The organism is Pseudomonas sp. 2,4-D, assembly GCF_030418155.1.
Classification (GTDB): Bacteria; Pseudomonadota; Gammaproteobacteria; order Pseudomonadales; family Pseudomonadaceae; genus Aquipseudomonas; species Aquipseudomonas alloputida.
Window position 1 is genome coordinate 278,556 of sequence record NZ_JAUHUI010000001.1, and the last position, 21,665, is coordinate 300,220.

Consider the following 21,665-nt stretch of genomic DNA (forward strand, 5'->3'; position numbering starts at 1 on the left):
AGCGGGTTTACCCGCGAAGAGGCCAGCACAGGCTTACTTGTGCAGCCAGCTGAGGAAGCCACCTTTCTTGATCAGGGCCGGCTTCTGCAACAACAACGACTCCCGGCTCTGCCGCCGGAACCGCTGCAATTTGCTCAACGCCGTCTGCACTTCGCCACGCTGCTGCAAACAGCTCTTCACCTGTTCCTTGTCGATCCGGTACAGCACGCAACTGGTCAGCGTGCGGAATTCGGCCAGCGAATCTTCTTCGTCGATGATCCCCTCGATCCCCAGCACCTCACCCGGCCCCATGCGCCCGGCTTCCAACAGTTTGTCTCCGTCGCGCACCGAGGCCGATACCACACCGCTGCCAATCACCAGCAGATGATCGGAATGCTCGCCCACCCCCAGGATCACCTGGTCCGCCAGGTACTCGACTGCAGTCATGCGCTGGCTCAACGCATCGCGCTCTTCGTCACTTAGCGAGCGGAACACTCGAACCTCATCCAGCACCTCGCGCTGGCGGCTGCGCGGCGGTACGGCCAGGTCGACGTTCCACATCACCCCGCTGGCCTCCAGGTGCCGGTGCGCCAGGTCGAACAGCTGGTTGCGTGCATCGCCCTTGACGCCCGCATCGGCCACAAAGCCGCTGGCCTCGTACTCCACCGACTCCAGTGTCGAGGCCTTTACCGTCACCTTCGGCTTCGGGGTTGCAAGGATGGCACTGACGCCCTGCAAGGCTTTTTCCAGCGCATCGAACACGCGCTTGGGTCGCACCTTGGCCGGGACCACCACGCTGATCGATACCCCGTGCACATCGGCCGGGCGACTGTGGTTGAGCAGCCGCGCCTTGGCCGCTACCGAGTTGGGGATCACCGCCAGGCTGCCGGTACCGGTCAGCAGGCGCGTGGCGCGCCAGTCGATATCGAGGACCTTGCCTTCGGTGCCGTCGATGGAGATTGAGTCGCCAATCTGATAGGGCCGCGTGGTGTTCAGCACGATGCCGCTGAAGACATCAGCCAGTGTGCTCTGCAGCGCCAGGCCGATGACGATGGCCATTACCCCGGAGGTGGCCAGCAGGCCCTTCACCGGCAGTTGCAGCACATAACCTGCGGCCGCGACCACGGCGGCGAGGAAGATCAACGCCCCCAGCACATCCTGCAGCAAGCGCCCGCCATGGCTGCCACGGGCCACCAGCAACAGGCCGAATACCACGGTTACCGTGCGCGCACCGAACAGCCACCAGCCGATGGCCAATACCGTGGCCATCAGGTTGCGCGAGACATCGTCGGGCCACGGCGGTGGTTGCAGCGGGCTCATGCCGGCGGCCATCAGCACTGAGCTGAACAGCAGGAAGATCACCAGGCGCGCGCTGATGCGCCAGGCATGACGCTGAATGGGGATCAGTTGCCAAAGCACGAGGTCGAGCAGGATCAGGGCGCAACCGAGCAACAACGGGGACGACTGGATGAACGCCAGCATGGTGGTCTCGGGGGTGAGGGGAGGGCTGTGGGTAGTAATAGAGCAGGTTTGCCGGGCAGGCAATGCAAGCCTGTGCTGGCCCCTTCGCGGGCTTGCCCGCTCCCACAGGTAAAGCGCTGATTTTGAATCTTGTGCGATCCCTGTGGGAGCGGGCGAGTCCGCGAAGAGGCCAGCAAAACCAACGCCAACCTATCGTTCCTAAAACAGAACGCTAAAGCCAAAAACCGCTATCTACCGCTCCAAAGGTGATGGTTTTAATCTTCTCCCATCAACGCGAAACACCCAACTTACTGAACATCAAAACCCTTAGGAGCTACTCCCATGACCAACTTCAAATACAACCGCCTGAACAAAGACGACGCCGCCGTACTGCTGGTCGATCACCAGGCTGGCCTGCTGTCCCTGGTCCGCGACATCGAGCCGGACGCGTTCAAGAACAACGTGCTGGCCCTGGCCGACCTGGCCAAGTTCTTCAACCTGCCGACCATCCTCACCACCAGCTTCGAGCAAGGCCCCAACGGCCCACTGGTGCCAGAACTGAAAGCCCTGTTCCCGGACGCCCCGTACATTGCCCGCCCTGGCCAGATCAACGCCTGGGACAACGAAGACTTCGTCAAGGCCGTGAAGGCCACTGGCAAGAAGCAACTGATCATCGCCGGCGTTGTGACTGAAGTGTGCGTAGCTTTCCCGGCCCTGTCTGCCTTGGAAGAAGAGTTCGACGTGTTCGTGGTCACTGATGCCTCCGGTACCTTCAACGCCATGACCCGCGACGCCGCCCACGACCGCATGAGCCAGGCGGGTGCGCAATTGATGACCTGGTTCGGCGTGGCCTGCGAGCTGCACCGCGACTGGCGCAACGACATCGAAGGCCTGGCCGCGCTGTGCTCCAACCACATCCCGGACTACCGCAACCTGATGACCAGCTACAACGCCTTCAACGCCAACAAGTAAGCCCAATCGCCGCGGGCACCGCCAATCGGTGCCCGCCCAGGGCAGCACACCTATCCAATCCAGCGCCCGTCCGCCGTTGCACAGTGGATGCGGGCAAGCTCATCCCAAGGAACGCCGATGAACACCGCACTCCATGACAACCGCGAAGTGGTGACCGTATGCCTGCAACACAAGGTGCTTGATGGCTCGCCGGGCACCCCGGCAGCGCAACCGCCGCGCTGGAAGCAGGCACTGCTGACCTACCTGGTGATCTGCCCGATGACCATGGTCATCCCGCAACTGCTGGCGCCGCTGTTTGCGCGCTTTCCGCAGCTGGGCGGCGTGATCACCGGCAACCTGATCGTCAACCTGTTCGTCATCCTGCCCGTGGTGTTCTACATCATGCCTTGGGTAACCCACCGCTGCGCCAACTGGCTGCGCGGCTGAGCCGACGCCTTCATCTCGACACTTTCAAGGAGATACCGCTATGAGCACGTTCGTTACCCGCGATGGCACTTCGATCTATTTCAAGGACTGGGGCAGCGGCAAGCCCGTGCTGTTCAGCCACGGCTGGCCGCTGGATGCCGACATGTGGGATTCGCAGATGGAGTTCCTGGCCAGCCGCGGTTACCGCGCCATCGCCTTCGATCGCCGGGGTTTCGGCCGCTCGAGCCAGCCGTGGAACGGTTACGACTACGACACCTTCGCCGATGACATTGCCCAGCTGATCGAGCACCTCGACCTGCGCGACGTCACCCTGGTGGGCTTCTCGATGGGGGGCGGTGATGTCAGCCGCTACATCGCCCGCCACGGCAGCGAGCGGGTGGCCGGGCTGGTGTTGCTGGGCGCGGTGACGCCAGTGTTCGGCAAGCGTGACGATAATCCTGACGGTGTCGACCTGTCGGTGTTCGAGGGCATCCGGGCTGGCCTGCGTGCCGACCGCGCGCAGTTCATCGCCGATTTCGCCACGCCGTTCTACGGCCTGAACCATGGGCAGCAGGTGTCCCAGGGTGTGCAGACGCAGACCTTGAACATTGCGCTGATGGCGTCGATCAAGGGCACCCTGGATTGTGTAACGGCCTTCTCGGAGACCGATTTCCGTCCCGACATGGCCAAGGTCGATGTGCCGACATTGGTGATCCATGGCGATGACGACCAGATCGTACCGTTCGAGACCACCGGCAAGCAGGCCGCGGAGCTGATTCGCGGCGCCGAGCTGAAGGTGTATGCCGGGGCGCCGCACGGGTTTGCAGTGACTCATGCGCAGCAGCTGAATGAGGACTTGCTGGCGTTCCTTCAGCGGTAATTGTGGGAAACATTCGCGGGTGAACCCGCTCCTACAGACGTTGTAGGAGCGGGTTTACCCGCGAAGAGGCCGGCCCAGGCAGCAAAAAGCTTAACCAGGGCTAACCTTCTTCAACCCACCGCACATCCATCCAAGCCCAGGCCTTGCATCAACCGGCATGCTTCGCAGTCCCCCTGCCGGCCCCTAGTCGGAGAAGCCCATGTCCCAGGATCGCAACGACAAGACCCGTCGCCAGTTCCTCGCCACCAGCACTGTGCTCGGTGCCGCTGGCGCGCTCTGGTCCGCATTACCTTTTACCGGCCATGCCGGTTCCGCTCACGCATCCACGCAAGGAGGTTCCATGACCGCCGACCTGATTCTGTTCAACGGCAAACTGCACACCGTTGACCGCGAGAAGCCCACCGCGACCGCCGTCGCCATCAAGGACGGCCGCTTCATCGCCGTGGGCAGTGACGCCGAGGCCATGGCCCACAAGGGTGCCGTCTCGCAGATCATCGACCTCAAGCAGCGCACGGTGATCCCGGGCCTCAATGACTCGCACCTGCACCTGATCCGTGGCGGTCTGAACTACAACCTCGAGCTGCGTTGGGAAGGGGTGCCTTCAGTGGCCGATGCCCTGCGCATGCTCAAGGACCAGGCTGCGCGCACGCCTACCCCGCAGTGGGTGCGCGTGGTCGGTGGCTGGAACGAGTTCCAGTTCGCCGAAAAGCGCATGCCCACCCTTGAAGAAATCAACCAGGCCGCACCCGACACCCCGGTGTTCCTGCTGCACCTGTACGACCGCGCGCTGCTCAACCGCGCCGCGCTCAAGGCCGTCGGCTACACCAAGGACACGCCGAACCCGCCGGGTGGCGAGATCCAGCGCGACAAGTTCGGTAACCCGACCGGCATGCTGATCGCCCGCCCGAACGCGATGATCCTCTACGCCACGCTGGCCAAGGGGCCTAAGTTGCCGCTGGAGTATCAGGTCAACTCCACTCGCCAGTTCATGCGTGAGCTCAACCGGCTGGGCCTGACCAGCGCCATCGACGCCGGTGGCGGCTACCAGAACTTCCCTGACGACTACTCCGTGATTCAGGAGCTGGCCGACAACAATCAGCTGACCGTACGCATCGCCTACAACCTGTTCACCCAGAAGCCCAAGGAAGAACTGGACGACTTCAAGAAGTGGACCTCCAGCGTCAAGCTGCACAGCGGTACCGACTTCTTGCGCCACAATGGCGCTGGCGAAATGCTGGTGTTCTCTGCCGCCGACTTCGAGGACTTCCTCGAGCCGCGCCCGGACCTGCCGCAGACCATGGAAGAAGAATTGGAGCCGGTGGTGCGCCACCTGGTCGAGCAGCGCTGGCCATTCCGCCTGCACGCCACCTATAACGAATCGATCACGCGCATGCTCGACGTGTTCGAGAAGGTCAACCGCGACATCCCATTCAACGGCCTGCCCTGGTTCTTCGACCACGCCGAAACCATCACCCCGCAGAATATCGAACGCGTGCGTGCGCTGGGCGGTGGTATTGCCATCCAGGACCGCATGGCCTTCCAGGGTGAGTACTTCGTCGACCGCTACGGCGCCAAGTCCGCCGAGCAGACCCCGCCGATCAAACGCATGCTCGAGATGGGCGTGCCGGTGGGCGCGGGTACCGATGCCACTCGGGTGTCCAGCTACAACCCATGGACCTCACTGTACTGGCTGGTCAGCGGCAAGACGGTCGGTGGCATGGAGCTCTACCCGGAAGGCCTGAGCCGTGACACCGCGCTGCAACTGTTCACCCAGGGCAGCGCCTGGTTCTCCAGCGAGCAAGGCAAGAAGGGCCAGATCAAGGTGGGCCAGCTGGCTGACCTGGCAGCGTTGTCGCTCGACTTCTTCAGTGTCGATGAAGAGGCGATCAAGGGCATCGAGTCGGTGCTGACCATCGTTGATGGCAAGGTGGTGTACGGTGCTGGCGAGTTCGACAAGCTTGGCCCTCCGCAGGTGCCGGTGCTGCCAGAGTGGTCGCCGGTGACCAAGGTGCCTGGGCACTGGCGAGTTGGTACGCCATCGTTGGCAGCCGCTGTGCACCAGTGCTCGGGGCCGTGCGGGGTGCATGCACACAGCCACGACAAGGCGCGTAAGTCGAGTGTTCCGGTCAATGACTTCCAGGGCTTCTGGGGGGCGCTGGGCTGTTCGTGCTTCGCTTTCTAAGGTGAGCTGATGTGAAGAACGGGGGCCAATAACTGGCCCCTTTTTTGTGTTTTCAGTGCCGGCCCTTTCGCGGGTAAACCCGCTCCTACGGGCGGGTTTACCCGCGAAAGGGCCGCAAAGGCCAGCATCAATGGTGAGCCTTATGCTCCCCGCCAGCCAACAAATGCCGAATCCGCACTTCAACCCCATCAGTCTGCAGCATCCTGACCCGCGCCTCGATCTTCAGTTCACCACGGGTCACCCGGTGGTGATGCCGCAGATGCTCCAGCCACGATTCCTCGAAGAAGAACTCCAGCCACAACGCCGGATCAGCACTGTCCCGCATCAACCCCCACGACAATGCGCCATTGCGCTTGCGCATCGCTTCCAGCTCCCGTGCCGCTTGCTGGAAGGCCTCGGCCTTGGTGGGGGCGATGTGGTACTCGACGGTGACCATCACCGGTCCGACTTCCTTGTCCATGTCATCGCTCAATACCGGCACCGGCCAATGCAGCGACGGCGTCAGCTCCTCTGCCTCGGTTTCCGGCAGCGCCACCTTGCAGGTCAGCAAGGTACCCAGCGCCAGGCCGCCTGCGGCCACCAGCAGGCTGAAGGTGAGCGTTGCATGGCTGGCCAGCGTGCCCCACAGCAGACCGCCACAGGCCATGGCACCGAAGAAAATCAGAATGTATACCGACAAAGCCCGCGCCCTTACCCAGGCTGGCACCGAAGTCTGTGCAGCCACCTGCAGGTTGGACAGCACCGCGATCCACGCCGCGCCGCTGAGCAGCATCGCGGGCAGCAGCGCATAAAAGTTGCGCACCAGCGCCAGGGCCAGCAGGAACAGGGCATACAGCAGGCTGGCCAGTAACACCAGGCGGTCACGGCTGATGCGCTCACGCAGACGCGGCAGCAAGGTGGCACCCGCCACTGCGCCAATACCGATGGCCGCCAGCAGCAGGCCGAAGTCCGCTGCAGTGCCGTGCATCTCGCCACGCACGATCAGTGGCAGCAGCGAAGTGCCGGCGCTGGCGCAGAAAAAGAACGCCAACGCGCGCAGCATCACGGCCTGCAAAGGCTTGGCGCTGCGGGCAAAGCGCAGCCCAGTGCGCATGGCGCCAACGAAGCGTTCGGCCGGCAGCAGTGGTTCCTTCACCTCACGCTTCCACAGGTACAACACCAGGATCACACCCGCGAACGAGATGGCATTCAGGGCAAAGGTCAGCCACGGGCCGACCATGCTCACCACCACCCCCGCCAGTGCCGGGCCGATGGCCCGTGACACGTTGATGCCGACACTGGAAAGCGCCACCGCGTTGGCCAGGTCCTCCTTGCCCACCAGTTCCGGTGTCAGTGCGCTCCACGCCGGCATCATCAGCGCTGTACCAATGCCCAGTGCCAGGGTCAGCACCAGCAACAAGGTGACGTTCATCATCCCGAGCAAGGTCAGGGCCGCCAGCACAACCGCTACGCAAGACATCCACAGTTGCACCAGCAACAGGTAGCGGCGTTTGTCGACAATGTCCGCCGCTGCGCCGGCCGGCAGGGCCAGGAAGAACATCGGCAGCGAGCCGGCTACCTGGATCAACGCCACGTGCAGCGGGCTGGCCGACAGCGTGGTCATCAGCCAGCCGGCGCCTACCTCGTGCATCCAGGTGCCGATGTTGGAGGCGATGGTGGCGATCCACAGCATGCGGAAGGTGGTGTTACGCAACGGGCTCCAGGCACCTGAAGGGGATGTGCTCATGTCAGAAGCTGCCTTTGAGTGGGTATTCGATGATCAGGTAGATGCGGTCGATATCATCGCCCGCCTGGGCCTGGTTGGCGCGGTGACTGACGTGGGAGAGCGACAGGCTCAGGTCCCTGGCAGCCCCCGACTGCACCACGTATTTCAGGTCGATGTCGCGCTCCCAGTGCTTGCCGCCGTCGCCGTACTGGTTCACATAGGCGCCGCCCGCAGGCGCATGGCTGCCGTCGATGCCGCGGCCGCTGACATAGCGGCCCATCAGGCTCAGGCCAGGTGCGCCGAGGGTGGCGAAGTTCAGGTCATAGCGCAGTTGCCACGAGTGCTCGCCAGGGCCGTTGAAGTCGGCGTACTTGATCGCGTTGGCCAGGTAGATGGAGTCGCCGCCGACGAAGTCGAACGGGGTGTCGCCCTCGACCTTCTGGTAGGCCAGGCTCAGCGCCTGGGCGCCGAAGCTGTACTTGGCCAGCAGGCTATAGGCGAGGGTGTCGATCGCCCCGGCGCTGGCGTTGCCGGTGTCGTGGGTTTTGTACAGGTTGCCGTCCAGGCGCCAGTTGCCCTCGGCCAGGTTCAGGTTGAGATAGGTCTGGCGCCAGGTGTTTTCCAGCTGTCCGGCATACAGTGCGGCGCCGAACGGCCCGTTGGGCGCGAAGGTGGCACCGGCCAGGCTGATGGCCCGGTTGTGGGTGGTCGCGCCGTAGCCGCTGAAATCGTCGTGGGTGGAGCTGTTGTCCTGGTTGTTGAAGGCAGTAAAACGCCCGGCCTGCAGGCGCCAGTCGGGCTGGTCGGTGTTTTCCACCCACCAGCCGGTGGCGTATTCCGGGTGCAGGCGTTTGTCTCCGGTGTCGAACACCGGTGTTTCCACCATCATCTCGCCATAGCGCAGTTGGGTGTTGCCTAACTGCATTTTGAGCGCGGCACCGGCGCTGGAGTACTCGGACTCGGCGCGGCCATCGCTGTCGCGTGGCAGCAGGCCGGTGCCGCTATGGCCGCGGCCGCCATCGAGCTTGAGGCCAAGAAAGCCATGTGCATCGATGCCGACGCCGACAGTGCCTTCGGTGAAGCCGGAACGCACCTCGCCGATGAAGCCTTGGGCCCATTCCTGGCGGTAGTTCTGGCCGCTGCCGGAGGGCGAGCGGAAGTCACTGTGCAGAAAATAGTTGCGGCTGAGCAGCGACCAGCCGGGCGCTTCGGCGTGGCTCAGCGCCGGCCAGAGGGCGAGGGTGGCGAGCAGGACGCGGCCTGGTCCGTGTGTGGCGCGGATCATGAGGGGCTCCGGGGGATGATCCGGGAGTGTGGAAGAAGAGTAGACCTAAGGTCTTGTAAGGGTGTGCTGGGTGGGTATTTGCATTACCTGTACCGGCCCTTTCGCGGCTAAAGCCGCTCCTACAGGGCCACCACCGGCCCCGAGCCTTGTGCAATACCTGCGGGAGCGGGCATACCCGCGAAGAGGCCGGCTCAGCCAGCCGGGCACTCACGCCATGTCGCTGATGGCGAACTCCTCAGCCAGATGATCGATCAGCGCTCGCACCGAAGGCAGCAACCCACGTCGCGATGGGAAGATCGCATGCACGATGCCGCAACGCGGGTGCCAGTCCGGAATCAGCTCAACCAGACGTCCCGCCGCCAGGTCCTCACGCACCGCCACCCGCGGCAAGTGTGCGATCCCCACTCCGGCTACCACGAAGTGGCGCAAGGCAAACAGGTCATCAGTCACCATGCGTGGTGTATGCGGGATGACGATGCTGCGGCTGTTGTCTTCACCCTGGAACAGTTCCCACTGGTACTCGCGCTGGGCACTGCCCCAATGCACGCTGGGTAGTGTGCCCAGCAGCTGTGGGTCAAACCCTTTGGGCAGTTGCGCCAGGTATTGAGGCTGGCCGACCAGGCACTGGGTGCTGTTGCTCAGCACCTTCATCACCATGTCAGTGTTCTCCAGTGGCGGAAAGCGCACCCGCAGGGCGATGTCGAAGCCCTCGTGCAACAGGTCGACACGGCGGTTGGTACTTTCGATGAACAGCTCCACCTGCGGGTACTTGAGCATGTAGCGGGTCAGCATCGGCCCGACCCAGGAGTTGAGCAGGGTGGTCGGGCAACTGATGCGCACCAGGCCGCGCGGTTCGCTGCGGTTGCGCTCGATGATTTCCGCCGCGCCCTCGGCCTCCACGCGCATGGCCAGGCAGCGGTTGTAATAGGCCTGGCCGATTTCGGTCAGCGAGCAGTGACGGCTTGTGCGGTTCAACAGCCGCACACCCAGGCGGTCTTCAAGGTCGGCGATTCGCCGGCTGAGCTTCGACTTGGGCATGTCCAGCGCCCGCCCGGCCGGGGCGAAGCCGCCATGTTCGACGACCTGGGTGAAGTAGTAGAGGGAGTTGAGGTCTTCCAATGATCGGTCTCCGGGTATTTGGTTGCCTGTGCCGGCCTCTTCGCTTGTAGGAGCGGCTTTAGCCGCGAAGAGGGCCGGCACAGCCCCCTATAAATCCATCGTTCATAAATCAGAACGCTAAAGCCAGATTCTGCTAACTACCGCCGCAAAGGTGATGATTTTAATCTGTGCCCATCAACGCGAAACACCCCGGATTGCTGAAAAATTCATAACCCTTAGGAGCACAGACCATGAGCAAATTCACTTACAACCGCCTGAACAAAGACGACGCTGCCGTACTGCTGGTCGACCACCAGGCTGGTTTGCTGTCGCTGGTGCGCGATATCGAGCCGGACAAGTTCAAGAACAACGTGCTGGCGCTGGCTGACCTGGCCAAGTTCTTCAACCTGCCGACCATCCTCACCACCAGCTTCGAGCAAGGCCCCAACGGCCCGCTGGTGCCGGAACTGAAAGCCCTGTTCCCGGACGCGCCGTACATTGCCCGCCCTGGCCAGATCAACGCCTGGGACAACGAGGACTTCGTCAAGGCGGTGAAGGCGACCGGCAAGAAGCAGCTGATCATTGCAGGTGTTGTGACCGAGGTTTGCGTGGCGTTCCCGGCGCTGGCGGCCTTGGAGGAAGAATTTGAGGTGTTCGTGGTGACCGATGCTTCCGGCACCTTCAATGAGATGACCCGTGATGCCGCGCATGACCGCATGAGCCAGGCGGGTGCCCAACTGATGACCTGGTTCGGCGTGGCCTGCGAGCTGCACCGCGACTGGCGTAACGATGTCGAAGGGCTGGCTGCACTTTGCTCCAACCACATTCCGGATTATCGCAACCTGATGACCAGCTATAACGCGCTGACTGCGGGTAAGTAATCAACCATCAGCAACGCGCACAAAGGCCGGCTCTCTCTGTAGGGAGCCGGTTTTTTTGTTGCGCTTTGTTCCAGTCGTTGACCTGTATTGGCGGCATTGTTAGCGTTTCACCCGAGCGCGAAGCCAGTTGTCATTCAGCGGCAGTAACTGGATCAGGAACCCCATCGATGGCTGAATCATCAGTGTAGGGTGAGACCTCCACACCCCGGCTTGAGGTGTGCATATGAATATCGAGCATCTGATGGGCCACTGGAAACAGTGGCCCTTTTCTGTGGTTGGTACTGACACCCGTGTCGACGAGGACTCTGTGGGAGCGGGTTCACCCGCGAAGAGGCCGATACAGGCGACTCAGTTCATGGGCTGTGACTCAATCCCATCCAGCAATGCCTCAACCAACCCTTCTGCCATTTCGAGTGCGTTCAGGTTGCTCCAGAACAGGCTCTTGCCTGTGTCATCCAGATGCTCCAAGGCTTTGTAGCCACAGTCGTAGGCACCGCGCAGGTATTGGGCGACATGCACCAGGGCATCGTGGGCGGAAACGCCGGGGTTTACGGTGAACAATGGGGGATGGCCGGCATCGCAGCGGCTGAAAGAGCGTTGTGTGGTGTTGGGGAGGGGTGGATCGGGGACAATCTTTTTCATAGCCAAACTCCGATAGAGGTTGGCCGGCACCATCCGTTTCCACGCGAAGGGTGGCGGCTGCACGCGGGGTGGAAAGCCGGGCTATCGGAACCCCGGCAGGCCATTCGGCCTCCCGCGTGCAGCTGCCATGACAACTGCCATTCCGATTACCTGCCGGGTTTCCACACCCGATCGCTGAACCGACAGCGACCCGGTCAGCCTAGAGAGCAGGCCTTCCCTGGACAATCAGACGGGCGTCGACACGGTGTGTAGGATAATTCCTTGGGATTGGCGTGAACGTAGGAAATGGTTCGCGGGGAAGTAGGACCCAGCTGAGAATTAGACGATTTTGTGATGGCTTTTGTGTGTTCGCGTAATGGCGGCGAGGTGAACGTCAGGAAATTGCAGGATGGCTTCCAGGTGCCTGGCGATAGTTTTTGGGCGCCCATGAGATCGAGCGCCGCCCGCGCGGCGCTTCGCGGGTAAACCCGCTCCTACGTTTGTTTCTGGCCAGTCCCTCCTGTGCCAGGCGCGCGCGACTGCCTTGTTTGTACGACGCGATATCGAGGCGTGCGCCAGGGGGGCTCGCGTGCGCGTCCCACAGGAATAACTGGCCCGAAACAAACGTAGGAGCGGGTTTACCCGCGAAGCGCCGCGCGGGCGGCGCCCGATCTCACAGGCACTACAACCCTCAAGGCATGCGCCAAAAGGCCTCAGTCTGCATCCGAATCAAACAACCGCTCCAGCTCCACCCGCGCCTCCTTGGCCGTCTGCATCACCTTGGCCCGGTCATCACGCACTTGCCCCTGGGCCTCCAGCACCTCTTCGTCATGCTGGGTAAACCGTGCAATGCGGTCCGCCGCCTGTTCATCGCTCAGGCCCAACCCCACCAGTGCCCGGCGGGTCATTTCCAGGCTGGAGTAGAACGTCTCGCGAATCGGCTCCGCGCCCACATCCGCCAGTTTGTGCACATGCTGGCGGTTGCGCGCCCGGGCCAGCACCTTCAGGTGTGGGTACAGGCGCTTCACCCGTGCGGCGGTATGAATGGCGGCTTCAGGGTCATCAATGGTGATGATGAAATACTCCGCTTCACCCACCTTGGCGGCGTGCAAAACCTCCGGGCGCAGCGGGTCGCCGTAGAACACCGGTACCTGTTCGAACATGCGGGTCATCTCGATGGTGTCCACCGAGGTTTCCAGGGCAACGAACGGGATCTTCTGCGCCCGCAGGATGCGCGCGACGATCTGGCCCATGCGGCCCATGCCGACGATCACCACCCGCGGTGTATCCGTCTGGATCTGTTTGTATTGCTCGGGCACTTCACGCGCCGGTTGCGGGCGTTTGAGGGCGCGGGCGCAACCCAGCATCAGCAGCGGGGTGATGGCCATCGACAGGGTAATGGTCATCAGCAGCAGGTCGTAGGTCTGGGTATCGAACAGGCCTTGGTCCTTGCCCAGCTTGAACACCACGAAGGCGAATTCGCCACCGGCCGCCAACACCATGCCCAGGCGCAGGGCGCTGGCGCTGTTCAGGCCACCTACCAAACGGCCGACGCCTATCAGCAACAGCAGTTTCACGGCCACCAGCAACAGGGTCAGGCCCAGCACCACCAGCGGCATTTCCAGCAGCAGGTGCAGGTTGGCGCCCATGCCCACGCTGATGAAGAACAGCCCCAACAGCAAGCCCTTGAAGGGTTCGATCTGCGACTCAAGCTCGTGACGGTATTCCGAGTCGGCCAGCAGCAGGCCGGCGAGGAAAGCGCCAAGGGCCATGGAGATACCCGCTTCTTCCATCAGCCAGGCGGTGCCGATCACCACCAGCAGTGCGGTGGCAGTAGACACTTCCGGCAGGCCGGTGCGAGCCACGGTGCGGAACACCGGGCGCAACAGGTAGCGACCGCCGATGATCACCACGGCGATGCTGGCGAATACCTTCAGGCCGTGTTGCAGGCTGTCGCCTTGGCTGGTGTCCGGGCCAGTGGCGGCCAGCAGCGGTACCAAGGCGATCAGCGGAATCGCGGCGATATCCTGGAACAACAGGATGGCGAACGCCAGACGGCCGTGCGGTGCATTGAGCTGCTTGCTCTCGGCCAGGCTCTGCAGGCCAAGGGCGGTGGACGAAAGCGCCAGGCCCAGACCGAGCACGATGGCTGCTGGTAGCGTCTGGCTGAAGCCGAACAGGGCGATGGCGCCGATTACTGCGCCGGTCAACACCACTTGGGCAGTGCCGACACCAAACACCGACTTGCGCATCAGCCACAAGCGTTTGGGCGACAGTTCCAGCCCGATGATGAACAGCAGCAAGACCACGCCCAGTTCGGAAATGTGCGCCACGCTTTCTGTGTCGCGGATCAGGCCAAGTGCTTGCGGGCCGATGACCACACCGGCGAGCAGGTAGCCGAGCACGGCACCCAGTTGCAGGCGCTTGGCCAGGGGGACGGCGAGGACGGCGGCAAGCAGGAAGATCACCGCGGTTTGTAGAAGGCTGCCTTCGTGTGGCATTGGCTCTTACTCCATGAGCTGCCGGGGCAGCGTTCGAACAGTTTGACGGCCAATTCTGAGGGGTAGGGTGGCGTCAGACAATCATCTCACGGGAAGAAACATTGTCCCGTTCAGGGTGACAATCGGTGCCGGCGCTTACCTGGGCTCAAGGCCTGTGCTATCTCTGTGGGTGCGGGCGCGCCCGCGAAGAAGGCAGCGCTAATCCGACTGTTCACCGCCACCAAACTGTGCCCGATACTGCGCCGGCGTCATGCCAATTCGCTCAAAGAATACCTTGCGCATGTGTCGGTCACTGCCAAACCCGCACTGCGCCGCCACCACCTTCATCGGCAGGTCACCGCATTCGAGCAGCTTGCGTGCACGATCGATGCGCGCATTCTGCAGGTACTGCAGCGGCGTAATGCCCACCTCGCGCAGAAACGTCCGGGCAAAGTTACGCCCGCTCATGGCCACCAGTTCGGCCATTTTCTGCACGGTGAACGCCTGCTCGATGTGATCGACGATATAAGCTTGCACCCGGGCAATCGGCGAGTCATCGCGCGGTACCGCAGCCAGCAGCGGCCCGTAGGGTGTCTGCCCGCCCTGACGGTGGCGGGCAACCAGCAGTACCTTGGCTACTTCCAGGGCCAGCGCCTTGCCATGGTCCTCGGCGACCACCGCCAGTGCCAGGTCGATCCCTGCAGTGATACCGCCCGAGGTGATCAGGCAGCGGTCCATCACGTAAATCTGCTCGGTCTCCACCTTGGCTTCGGGAAACGCCTGTGCCAGGCGCTCCACGTAGTTCCAGTGGGTGGTGCAGCGATAGCCATTCAGTAACCCGGCCCGCCCCAGCAGGAACACCCCGGTGCAGATGGCACCGAAGCGCTTTGCCTGGCGCACGGCCTTGGGCAGCCAGCGCTCGATCCCTGGCAGGGCGATGTCATAGGCCCCAGGGCCGCCCGGCACCAGCAACAGGTCGACGGCCTCCGGCAAGTCTTCCAGGCGCCGGTCGGCCACTACCTTCAGGCCGCATGAGCCGCGTACCACTGCTTGCCCCTCGGCCAAGGTCAGCAGCCGATATTGCCGTGCTGCAGGCAAGAACCGGTTGGCGATGGCGAATGCATCCATGGGACCGGTGACATCCAGCAGTAGCACATCATTGAACAGCACCATGGCCACGGTGCGGTGGGCGGGTTTTTCCTGCATACCTCTTTCGCCTTGAATGCCGGCCGCGGGTAGCGGCCAGAAGCTGAATACGAAACGCATCTTAAGGTATCGGCAAAACGCCCAGGGCCAGCAGCACACAATTAACAACAATTCAGGTTTGGCTCAGGACTTCGTCATGTGCCGGGGGCGAGACTTTCCGTATTGAACAGGAGAGTCGCCATGTACCCTGGGACGCCCGAAGCGCCGCTGCAAACCCCCGGCGCACTCACGCCCGCGCGGCTGCGCCGGGCCAAGGAGCTGATGTTGCATAGCCCGTTGTCGATCATCGAGATCGCCGCGGTATGCAACCTTACCCGCAGCCATTTTTCCCGCGCCTTCAAAGTCAACACCGGCCTTTCGCCGCAGGCCTGGCGCCTGCTGGCGCGCATGGAAAAGGCCAAGCGCTTGCTTGCCACCGAGGCGCCTATCACCCACGTGAGCCTGGAATGCGGCTTTTGTGACCAGGCCCATTTCACCCGCGCTTTCAGCCGCCTGGTCGGCCAGCCACCCAAGGCCTGGCGGCAGGCGCAGGTACTTTCTTAAGCCGAAGCTATCCACCGGTATAACCCCCTGCGGACAGTGCCGGCCCGTTATCCCAACCCAAGGAGTCACCCCATGAGCCAACCCGATTACAAGCGCCTGAACAAAGACGACGCCGTGGTGCTGCTGGTCGACCACCAGACCGGTCTGATCTCGCTGGTGCAGGATTTTTCGCCCAACGAATTCAAGAACAACGTGCTGGCCCTGGGCGACCTGGCCAAGTTCTTTGGCCTGCCGACCATCCTCACCACCAGCTTCGAGCAAGGCCCGAATGGCCCGCTGGTGCCTGAGCTGAAAGAGATGTTCCCGGATGCGCCGTACATTGCCCGTCCCGGCCAGATCAACGCCTGGGACAACGAAGACTTCGTCAAGGCAATCAAGGCCACGGGCCGCAAGCAACTGATCATCGCCGGTGTGGTGACCGATGTGTGCGTGGCCTTCCCGACCCTGTCGGCGCTGGCGGAAGGTTTTGAAGTGTTCGTGGTGACCGATGCCTCGGGTACCTTCAACGAAACCGTGCAGCAAGCAGCTTGGGTACGCATGACCCAGGCGGGTGCACAGATGATGAACTGGTTCTCGGTGGCCTGCGAACTGCACCGCGACTGGCGCAACGACATCGAAGGGCTGGGTAACCTGCTGTCGCAGCGTATCCCCAACTATCGCAACCTAATGAACAGCTACGCAGCGCTGGCCTCCCGTTGATGTAAACCTGAATCGGCCTCTTCGCGGGTAAAACCGCGAGGAGGCCGGCACAGGCTATGCGTGACTCACAGGCAGACTGAAACGAATCCGGCATCCACCCAACTGCGACACCAGCGCCTGCAGCTGCCCGCCGTGGGCCTGAGCGACCGAACTGCAGATTGCCAAGCCCATCCCCATGCCACCGGTCTTGGTGGTATGAAACGCATCGAATACGCGCTCACGCTCGTCCGCCGCGATCCCCGGCCCGTTGTCGTCCACGCAGATCTCCACCTCGTCCTCGACTACCGCCGACGTAATCTTCAGCACCCCGTCACAGCGATACCCCGCCAACGCTTCCAGGGCATTGGTAATCAGGTTGAACACCAACTGCTGCAACTGCACCGGGTCGGCTGTCACGCACACCCCGGCCTTCAACCGTGTCTGCACATCCACCTTGCCCTTGGCGGCGTCGGCCGAGGTCAGGCGCACCACCTCGCGGATCAACTCGTCCAGCTTCACCGCCTTGAGTTGCATGGGTGACTGCTTGGCCAGGGACCGCAGCGCCCGCACGATGTTGCCGGCCCGTTCGCTGTCGTTGCGGATGTCTTCCAGGCCGGCAATCGCTTCTTCCAGGTCGGGTTTGGCGCGTTTCAGCCAGCGCAGGCTGGCCGCGGCATTGGAGGCGATGCCCAGGAGCGGCTGGCTGATCTCGTGGGCGATGGACGCTGACAGCTCATTCATCGCCTGCAAGTGCGCACTGCGCGCCAGTTCCGCACGCGAGCGGCGCAACTCAGCCTCCATCTGGGTGCGGATCTGGTTTTCCTCGGCCAGGCGCGTGTAGAACTTGGCCGTTTGTAGCGACACGGCTGCCTGCGAGGCGAGGATTTCCAGCATGGCCAGGCGCTGACTGCCGAACAGGTTCGGCACGAGGCGGTTTTCCAGGTACACCAGGCCGATCAGCACGCCCTGGATAACCAGCGGCAGGCACAGCACCGAGCGGGCGTTGCGCGCCTGCAGCTGTTGGCGGAAGGCCTCCGGGCACTCACTGAGGGCATCGTTGAGCACCAGCGGTTTGCGGGTGCGCATGGTGGTGTTGATGACCGACAACGGTGCCTGGGTCATGAACTTCTGGCAGTTGTCCATGCTCACGTGCAGCCCGGCATCGTCGATGTAGGCCAGGGCGGCCATCTGGAATTCGGCGCCGCTCACAATCAGCAGCGCGCCATGGTCGGCACCGGAGTGCTGGGTCAGGTGGCCCATCAGGGTTTCGATCAGGCCTTCGAGCAGCACTTCCTCGGACAGCGCCCGCGCGGCTTCGATGCCGGCTTCGAGGTCCAGCCTGGCCTGGTGGGTGGCGCGATAGGTCTCCTGAATCGGCTGGGTGCGCAAAAACGGATGCAACGTCTCTAGCTGGTGCACCTTGCCGGTCGCGCCCCAGATGTGGAAGCAGTCGCGGGCAATGCGTAGGTGCAGGTTGGCGCCCGAGATCAGGCCGCTGGGGATGCACACCTCAGCCAGCTGTTCATGGGCCAGCGCCTGCTCGTGGATGAAGCCGGCAGCGGTGGCGGCGATTTGCGCCTGGTCGAAGCAGCGGATCGCGGCCAGGCCGTCGCCTTCGAGCTTGGCGATGACGCCCTCGATCAGCAACTGCTTGCTGCGGAAGGTGGCCGGGTTGAAGCCGGCCCAGCGGCTGAAGCGCTCGCGCAGGGCCTGCAGCTCGCGCAGCTTGTCGACAAGGCTGCCGTGGGCCTCGGGGCTGCCCAGGGCCAGGCCGCGGAACAGGTGATAGTCGGCCAGGTTGATGTGCGCGGGTGCGGCCCAGGTATTGTCGCCGGCCAATGCCAGGTCGCGCATGGCCTTCGGGATATTGCCCATGTAGAAGGCGCACATGGCGGCGAACAGGTGTTGGAAGAACCGCGTGGTGGGCGACTTCGAGGCGGTGGCCGGGGCGGGGCAGGGCGTGCCGCTCAGGTTGGCGACGAACGCTTGCTGGGCCAGCAGGATCTGCTCGATATCGCCGTAGCCGTGGCGACGCACAGTGGCCAGGCCTTGCGCCACTTCCTCGACCACGTCCGGCAGGTAGCGGCCCATGAACAGCGAATCTGAAACCAGGTGGTTGCAGGCATAGCAGCTCATCGCCAGGTCACCGCTCAGGCGCGTCGAGTCGACCGCGTCCAGCGCGGTACGTCGGGCGAATTCCATGGGCGAGGTCCAGGCGCTGACCTGGTCCAGGGCCAGCAGCGCGCTGGTCAGATCAGCGTCGAAACCGTGCCGTTCGATCAGCTTGAGCGCGGCCAGGCAACAGGCATGGCCATCATGGTAAGCGCCAAAACGCTCGGCAATCATCACGCCGTACCAGGCCATGCCGTAGGTGCTGCCAGGGGCAACGCCGTGCAGTAGCGACAACTCCATGAGCTTGGCCAGGTGCAGGAAGCTGATGTCGTCCTTCACGAAGAATGATGATGACAGAGTGGCCAGCAGGCTGATGGCAACCGTCACTTCCTCCGAGTCGGTGCGCGGCAGTGACTCCAGGCAATGCCGGTCCTTCTGTTCGATCAACGCCTGCACATGGGCATGACTGGCCTTGACCTGTTGCCAGTCGAGGCCCCGCACCGGGCTGATACCCAGTAAGTCCAGCCCGGCCAGGGCGCTGTCGATGGCCGCCTGATAGTCACCGCGCAAGGTGTACAGCAGTGCCTGCAGCCGGCACGCCCGTGCCTGGTCCAACACCGAGCGAGCACGCTGGCGGCATTCAGTGAGGCGGGCCTCGGCCGCGAGCGTTCGTGACAGTTGCATGTCGCACTCCGTCGCCATGTAGGCGATGGCAAAGCCATGCGTGGCGCGGCTTTCCAGCGTGGCGCTGTGCTGCAGCAACTGCTCGGCGGTGTGCAGGTAGCCAGCGGCCTGCTCGAAGGTGCCGGCGTCGCGTGCGCGTGATGCGGCTTCGCGTAAAAGCCGCAGGAACGCTTCGCAGTCATCCGCTGCAAACCCGCATGGGGTGGCGCGTTGTAGCTGGCTGGCGAGCTCGAACAGCACCTCGTGCATGTGGCCTGGCCAAGCCCGGCGCATGGCCAGGGCGATACGTGCATGCAGCGAGGCGCGCTGGTGCACGGGCGTGAGTGCATAAGCGGCCTCCATCACCCGGTCATGAGTAAAGCCCAGGCCGTTCTGGCCCGGTTGCAGGAAGCCGGCGCCAATCAAGGCTTTCAAGGGTTCGCCTGGCGGTTGGGCGAGCACTAGCCGAAGCAGGTGTTCATCGCAGTGGCTGCCCGCCGCGCTGACGACCCGCAAAAGGTCGCGTTGCGGTGCCGGCAGGCGCTCCAGGCGGTGGACCATCAGGTCGGCGACATTGTCGGAGTAGCAGTGCCGGGCCACGGCCTGCAGGCACCATGACCAGCGCATGGCCTGGGTGTCGAAGATGAACAGCTGGTCTTCGACCATGGCCCTGAGGATCTGGTTGATGAAAAACGGGTTGCCCGCCGTCTTGCCATGCACCCGTTCGGCCAGTTGAAATGCGGCCTCGGGGGCAACATGGAAGCGCTCGCCAATCAGCTCGGCCACCGCTCCAACGGCCAGCGGCCGCAGGTTCAGCGTGGTGCTGCGCACCGCTGCGGGTATGGCCAGCGGTGCGCTGGTGGTGGGCGTATCGTTGCACCGGGTGAAAATCAGCAGCAGGTTGGCCGGCGCTTCAGCCAGCAGTTGGGCCAACAGGTGCCGGGTGGCGTCGTCGGCCCATTGCAGGTCGTCGAAGAACAGCACCAGCGGTTGGCCAGGTCGGCTGAAAACCTGCAGGAATTCAATGATCGCGTGCAGTTCCTTCTGCAACACAAGGCGCGTGGGCTTGGCGGGTAATTGGGGCAGAGGGCCGAGAATAAGTTGCAGGTCCGGGGCCAGCTTGCCGAGCAGACGACCATGACCTTTGATACGGCGCTGGATTTCGCGGCGCAGGGTGACGAGGTCCTGACTGTTCTTGGCCAGCAACTGGGTAGTCAGGGCACCGAGTACTTCGATCCAGGGCGTGTAGGGCACTGCTTGGGTGTGGCTGTTGCACTTGCCGACGGCCCAGTAACCTTCGGCGTTGTCCTTGAGAGCCGCTTCGACCAGGCTCGATTTGCCCATGCCAGCAGCGCCGTTGATGATCAGGGCTTGTGGTTTGCTGTCGCGATGCAGGGCCTTGAGCAGCAGGGTGATAGCCTTTTGCTCGGCGCTGCGGCCAAACAGGCGCGCGTGGCCGTGCGCTACCGAGTCGGCGCAGCCTGGGGTGAGGGGTGCCATGGATTTGTGGGCCGCCCACTGCCGCTGGCAGTGAGCCAAGTCCACTGCAAGGGCGCGCGCGCTCTGGTAGCGGGCGTCCGGCTCTTTGGCCAAGGCCTTTGCCAGGACCAGGCTGAGGGGGGGCGGCACCTTGCTGTCCACTTCGCTGGCCGCCCGCGGCTGCACACCCGCATGCAGCTGTCGCCAGTGCTGGGTGTCGCGCCCGGCCAGCGGCAGTTCGCCTACCAGTAACTGGTAGAGGATTGCACCCAGGGCATAGATGTCACTGCGTCGGTCGCTGCTGCTTCCGTGTGGGCAAACCTGCTCCGGCGCCAGGTAGGCCCAGTTGCCGAGCGGGGTGCCCTGTTCGCTGATCCGCTCTGCCGGGTCGGCGCGAAAGAAGCCCAGGCGCACCCGCTGGTGGGCGCGCAGGTACACATGCTCGGGCTGCAATGTACCGTGCAGCACATTGTGTTCGTGCGCTTGCGCCAACGCATGGGCAGCGTTCACCGCGATGTCGAGAAACGGCTCCAGCGCCGCAGGGCCTTCAGCGATCAGGTCGGCGACTGAGCGCCCGGCCGGGTACACCAGCAACGGGCCTTCGGCCGAGCGCACGAACGCCGAGGGGATCACCGCCCACTGTGGGTCCAGTTGCAGGCGGTAGTCACGTTCCAGGCGCTGACAGGCGGAAGGAGCCTCGAGCGGCGCGCGCACGGCGATCCAGGCCTGATTTGTGGCTGGGTCGCGCAGGCGGAAATAGCTGAGTTCACCTTCCGGGCCCAGCGCGCTGATCTCGCACCGCTTCAGCCAGCCCTCGTCGATTGACTGGTCGTAATCGATGGGCCTGTGGGCAAGGCGTTCATCGAGCATAAAGCACCCCCGCTAGCGACTCCTGAGGCGCGAGTATACGCAGCGGGCCCAGCATGGCTGCGGGTTGCAGCCTGCTTGGCAGGAACGGGCACGCTGTTGTCCGTTATCGTCCCCTTGGGGCTGGCGGGCTTTTGTATAGTCCTTTGGCCAACCTATCCCTCGGGA

The 21,665-nt window shown here is 63.3% G+C and carries 15 protein-coding genes; 7 read left to right on the forward strand and 8 right to left on the reverse strand.

Annotation, left to right across the window (positions count from 1 at the left end; genetic code table 11):
• Positions 1–33: 33 nt before the first annotated feature.
• Positions 34–1,461 (reverse strand): mechanosensitive ion channel family protein, encoded by a 1,428-nt coding sequence (locus tag QYE47_RS01350; RefSeq protein WP_014592833.1) that lies wholly within the window; start codon positions 1,459–1,461, stop codon positions 34–36.
• Positions 1,462–1,782: 321 nt separating this feature from the next.
• Here QYE47_RS01350 and ycaC (QYE47_RS01355) point away from each other — a divergent pair, with 321 nt between their 5' ends.
• From ycaC (QYE47_RS01355) to QYE47_RS01370, 4 genes are all read left to right on the forward strand, one after another.
• Entirely contained in the window at positions 1,783–2,412 is a 630-nt protein-coding gene (ycaC, locus tag QYE47_RS01355; protein ID WP_014592832.1) for an isochorismate family cysteine hydrolase YcaC, read from the forward strand.
• A gap of 117 nt (positions 2,413–2,529) precedes the next feature.
• Positions 2,530–2,838, forward strand: coding sequence for a hypothetical protein (locus QYE47_RS01360; RefSeq protein WP_014592831.1), 309 nt, complete (start codon positions 2,530–2,532; stop codon positions 2,836–2,838).
• Positions 2,839–2,878: 40 nt separating this feature from the next.
• A complete protein-coding gene (locus tag QYE47_RS01365; protein WP_010955768.1) occupies positions 2,879–3,697 on the forward strand; it encodes an alpha/beta hydrolase in 819 nt (272 codons plus the stop codon).
• A 340-nt stretch (positions 3,698–4,037) separates the two neighbouring features.
• Positions 4,038–5,879, forward strand: a complete 1,842-nt coding sequence (locus QYE47_RS01370) for an amidohydrolase (protein WP_070384455.1) — start codon at positions 4,038–4,040, stop codon at positions 5,877–5,879.
• Between the two features lie 127 nt (positions 5,880–6,006).
• On the opposite strand, the gene QYE47_RS01375 is transcribed toward QYE47_RS01370, so the two are convergent.
• From QYE47_RS01375 to QYE47_RS01385, 3 genes are all read right to left on the reverse strand, one after another.
• Positions 6,007–7,605, reverse strand: coding sequence for an MFS transporter (locus tag QYE47_RS01375; RefSeq protein ID WP_014592829.1), 1,599 nt, complete (start codon positions 7,603–7,605; stop codon positions 6,007–6,009).
• A 1-nt stretch (position 7,606) separates the two neighbouring features.
• The gene (locus QYE47_RS01380) at positions 7,607–8,869 is read right to left on the reverse strand and encodes an OprD family porin (RefSeq protein WP_053867757.1); all 1,263 of its coding nucleotides are present in this window, start codon (positions 8,867–8,869) and stop codon (positions 7,607–7,609) included.
• A 207-nt stretch (positions 8,870–9,076) separates the two neighbouring features.
• On the reverse strand, positions 9,077–9,988 hold the full coding sequence (locus tag QYE47_RS01385; RefSeq protein ID WP_010955764.1) for a LysR substrate-binding domain-containing protein: 912 nt from the start codon (positions 9,986–9,988) through the stop codon (positions 9,077–9,079).
• 230 nt (positions 9,989–10,218) lie between these two features.
• Here QYE47_RS01385 and ycaC (QYE47_RS01390) point away from each other — a divergent pair, with 230 nt between their 5' ends.
• Positions 10,219–10,848: an isochorismate family cysteine hydrolase YcaC gene (gene ycaC, locus QYE47_RS01390; protein WP_014592827.1), complete on the forward strand. Its 630-nt coding sequence runs from the start codon at positions 10,219–10,221 to the stop codon at positions 10,846–10,848.
• A 348-nt stretch (positions 10,849–11,196) separates the two neighbouring features.
• Here ycaC (QYE47_RS01390) and QYE47_RS01395 read toward each other — a convergent pair whose 3' ends face one another.
• The 3 genes from QYE47_RS01395 to QYE47_RS01405 all read right to left on the reverse strand — a co-directional run bounded on the left by QYE47_RS01395 (position 11,197) and on the right by QYE47_RS01405 (position 15,155).
• Positions 11,197–11,490: a hypothetical protein gene (locus QYE47_RS01395; protein ID WP_019437354.1), complete on the reverse strand. Its 294-nt coding sequence runs from the start codon at positions 11,488–11,490 to the stop codon at positions 11,197–11,199.
• A gap of 692 nt (positions 11,491–12,182) precedes the next feature.
• Positions 12,183–13,970 carry a monovalent cation:proton antiporter-2 (CPA2) family protein gene (locus QYE47_RS01400; RefSeq protein WP_014592825.1) on the reverse strand — a complete coding sequence of 596 codons (1,788 nt, stop codon included), beginning with the start codon at positions 13,968–13,970 and terminating at the stop codon, positions 12,183–12,185.
• Between the two features lie 198 nt (positions 13,971–14,168).
• Entirely contained in the window at positions 14,169–15,155 is a 987-nt protein-coding gene (locus QYE47_RS01405) for a GlxA family transcriptional regulator (RefSeq protein WP_014592824.1), read from the reverse strand.
• 180 nt (positions 15,156–15,335) lie between these two features.
• Between QYE47_RS01405 and QYE47_RS01410 the strand changes: the two genes are divergently transcribed.
• Complete coding sequence (locus QYE47_RS01410) at positions 15,336–15,698, forward strand: AraC family transcriptional regulator (RefSeq protein WP_012054076.1); 363 nt, start codon at positions 15,336–15,338, stop codon at positions 15,696–15,698.
• Between the two features lie 72 nt (positions 15,699–15,770).
• On the forward strand, positions 15,771–16,397 hold the full coding sequence (ycaC, locus tag QYE47_RS01415) for an isochorismate family cysteine hydrolase YcaC (RefSeq protein ID WP_003253573.1): 627 nt from the start codon (positions 15,771–15,773) through the stop codon (positions 16,395–16,397).
• Between the two features lie 54 nt (positions 16,398–16,451).
• On the opposite strand, the gene QYE47_RS01420 is transcribed toward ycaC (QYE47_RS01415), so the two are convergent.
• Positions 16,452–21,500 carry an ATP-binding sensor histidine kinase gene (locus QYE47_RS01420; protein ID WP_014592823.1) on the reverse strand — a complete coding sequence of 1,683 codons (5,049 nt, stop codon included), beginning with the start codon at positions 21,498–21,500 and terminating at the stop codon, positions 16,452–16,454.
• Between the last annotated feature and the right edge of the window lie 165 nt (positions 21,501–21,665).

What these genes read in the sequence shown, in the direction of transcription:
- QYE47_RS01350 (WP_014592833.1), bottom strand. Translation starts at nt 1,461, where the DNA reads ATGCTGGCGTTCATCCAGTCGTCCCCGTTGTTGCTCGGTTGCGCCCTG.
- QYE47_RS01365 (WP_010955768.1), top strand. Translation starts at nt 2,879, where the DNA reads ATGAGCACGTTCGTTACCCGCGATGGCACTTCGATCTATTTCAAGGAC.
- QYE47_RS01360 (WP_014592831.1), top strand. Translation starts at nt 2,530, where the DNA reads ATGAACACCGCACTCCATGACAACCGCGAAGTGGTGACCGTATGCCTG.
- QYE47_RS01395 (WP_019437354.1), bottom strand. Translation starts at nt 11,490, where the DNA reads ATGAAAAAGATTGTCCCCGATCCACCCCTCCCCAACACCACACAACGC.
- QYE47_RS01400 (WP_014592825.1), bottom strand. Translation starts at nt 13,970, where the DNA reads ATGCCACACGAAGGCAGCCTTCTACAAACCGCGGTGATCTTCCTGCTT.
- QYE47_RS01420 (WP_014592823.1), bottom strand. Translation starts at nt 21,500, where the DNA reads ATGCTCGATGAACGCCTTGCCCACAGGCCCATCGATTACGACCAGTCA.
- QYE47_RS01410 (WP_012054076.1), top strand. Translation starts at nt 15,336, where the DNA reads ATGTACCCTGGGACGCCCGAAGCGCCGCTGCAAACCCCCGGCGCACTC.
- ycaC (WP_014592827.1), top strand. Translation starts at nt 10,219, where the DNA reads ATGAGCAAATTCACTTACAACCGCCTGAACAAAGACGACGCTGCCGTA.
- ycaC (WP_014592832.1), top strand. Translation starts at nt 1,783, where the DNA reads ATGACCAACTTCAAATACAACCGCCTGAACAAAGACGACGCCGCCGTA.
- QYE47_RS01370 (WP_070384455.1), top strand. Translation starts at nt 4,038, where the DNA reads ATGACCGCCGACCTGATTCTGTTCAACGGCAAACTGCACACCGTTGAC.
- ycaC (WP_003253573.1), top strand. Translation starts at nt 15,771, where the DNA reads ATGAGCCAACCCGATTACAAGCGCCTGAACAAAGACGACGCCGTGGTG.
- QYE47_RS01380 (WP_053867757.1), bottom strand. Translation starts at nt 8,869, where the DNA reads ATGATCCGCGCCACACACGGACCAGGCCGCGTCCTGCTCGCCACCCTC.
- QYE47_RS01375 (WP_014592829.1), bottom strand. Translation starts at nt 7,605, where the DNA reads ATGAGCACATCCCCTTCAGGTGCCTGGAGCCCGTTGCGTAACACCACC.
- QYE47_RS01405 (WP_014592824.1), bottom strand. Translation starts at nt 15,155, where the DNA reads ATGCAGGAAAAACCCGCCCACCGCACCGTGGCCATGGTGCTGTTCAAT.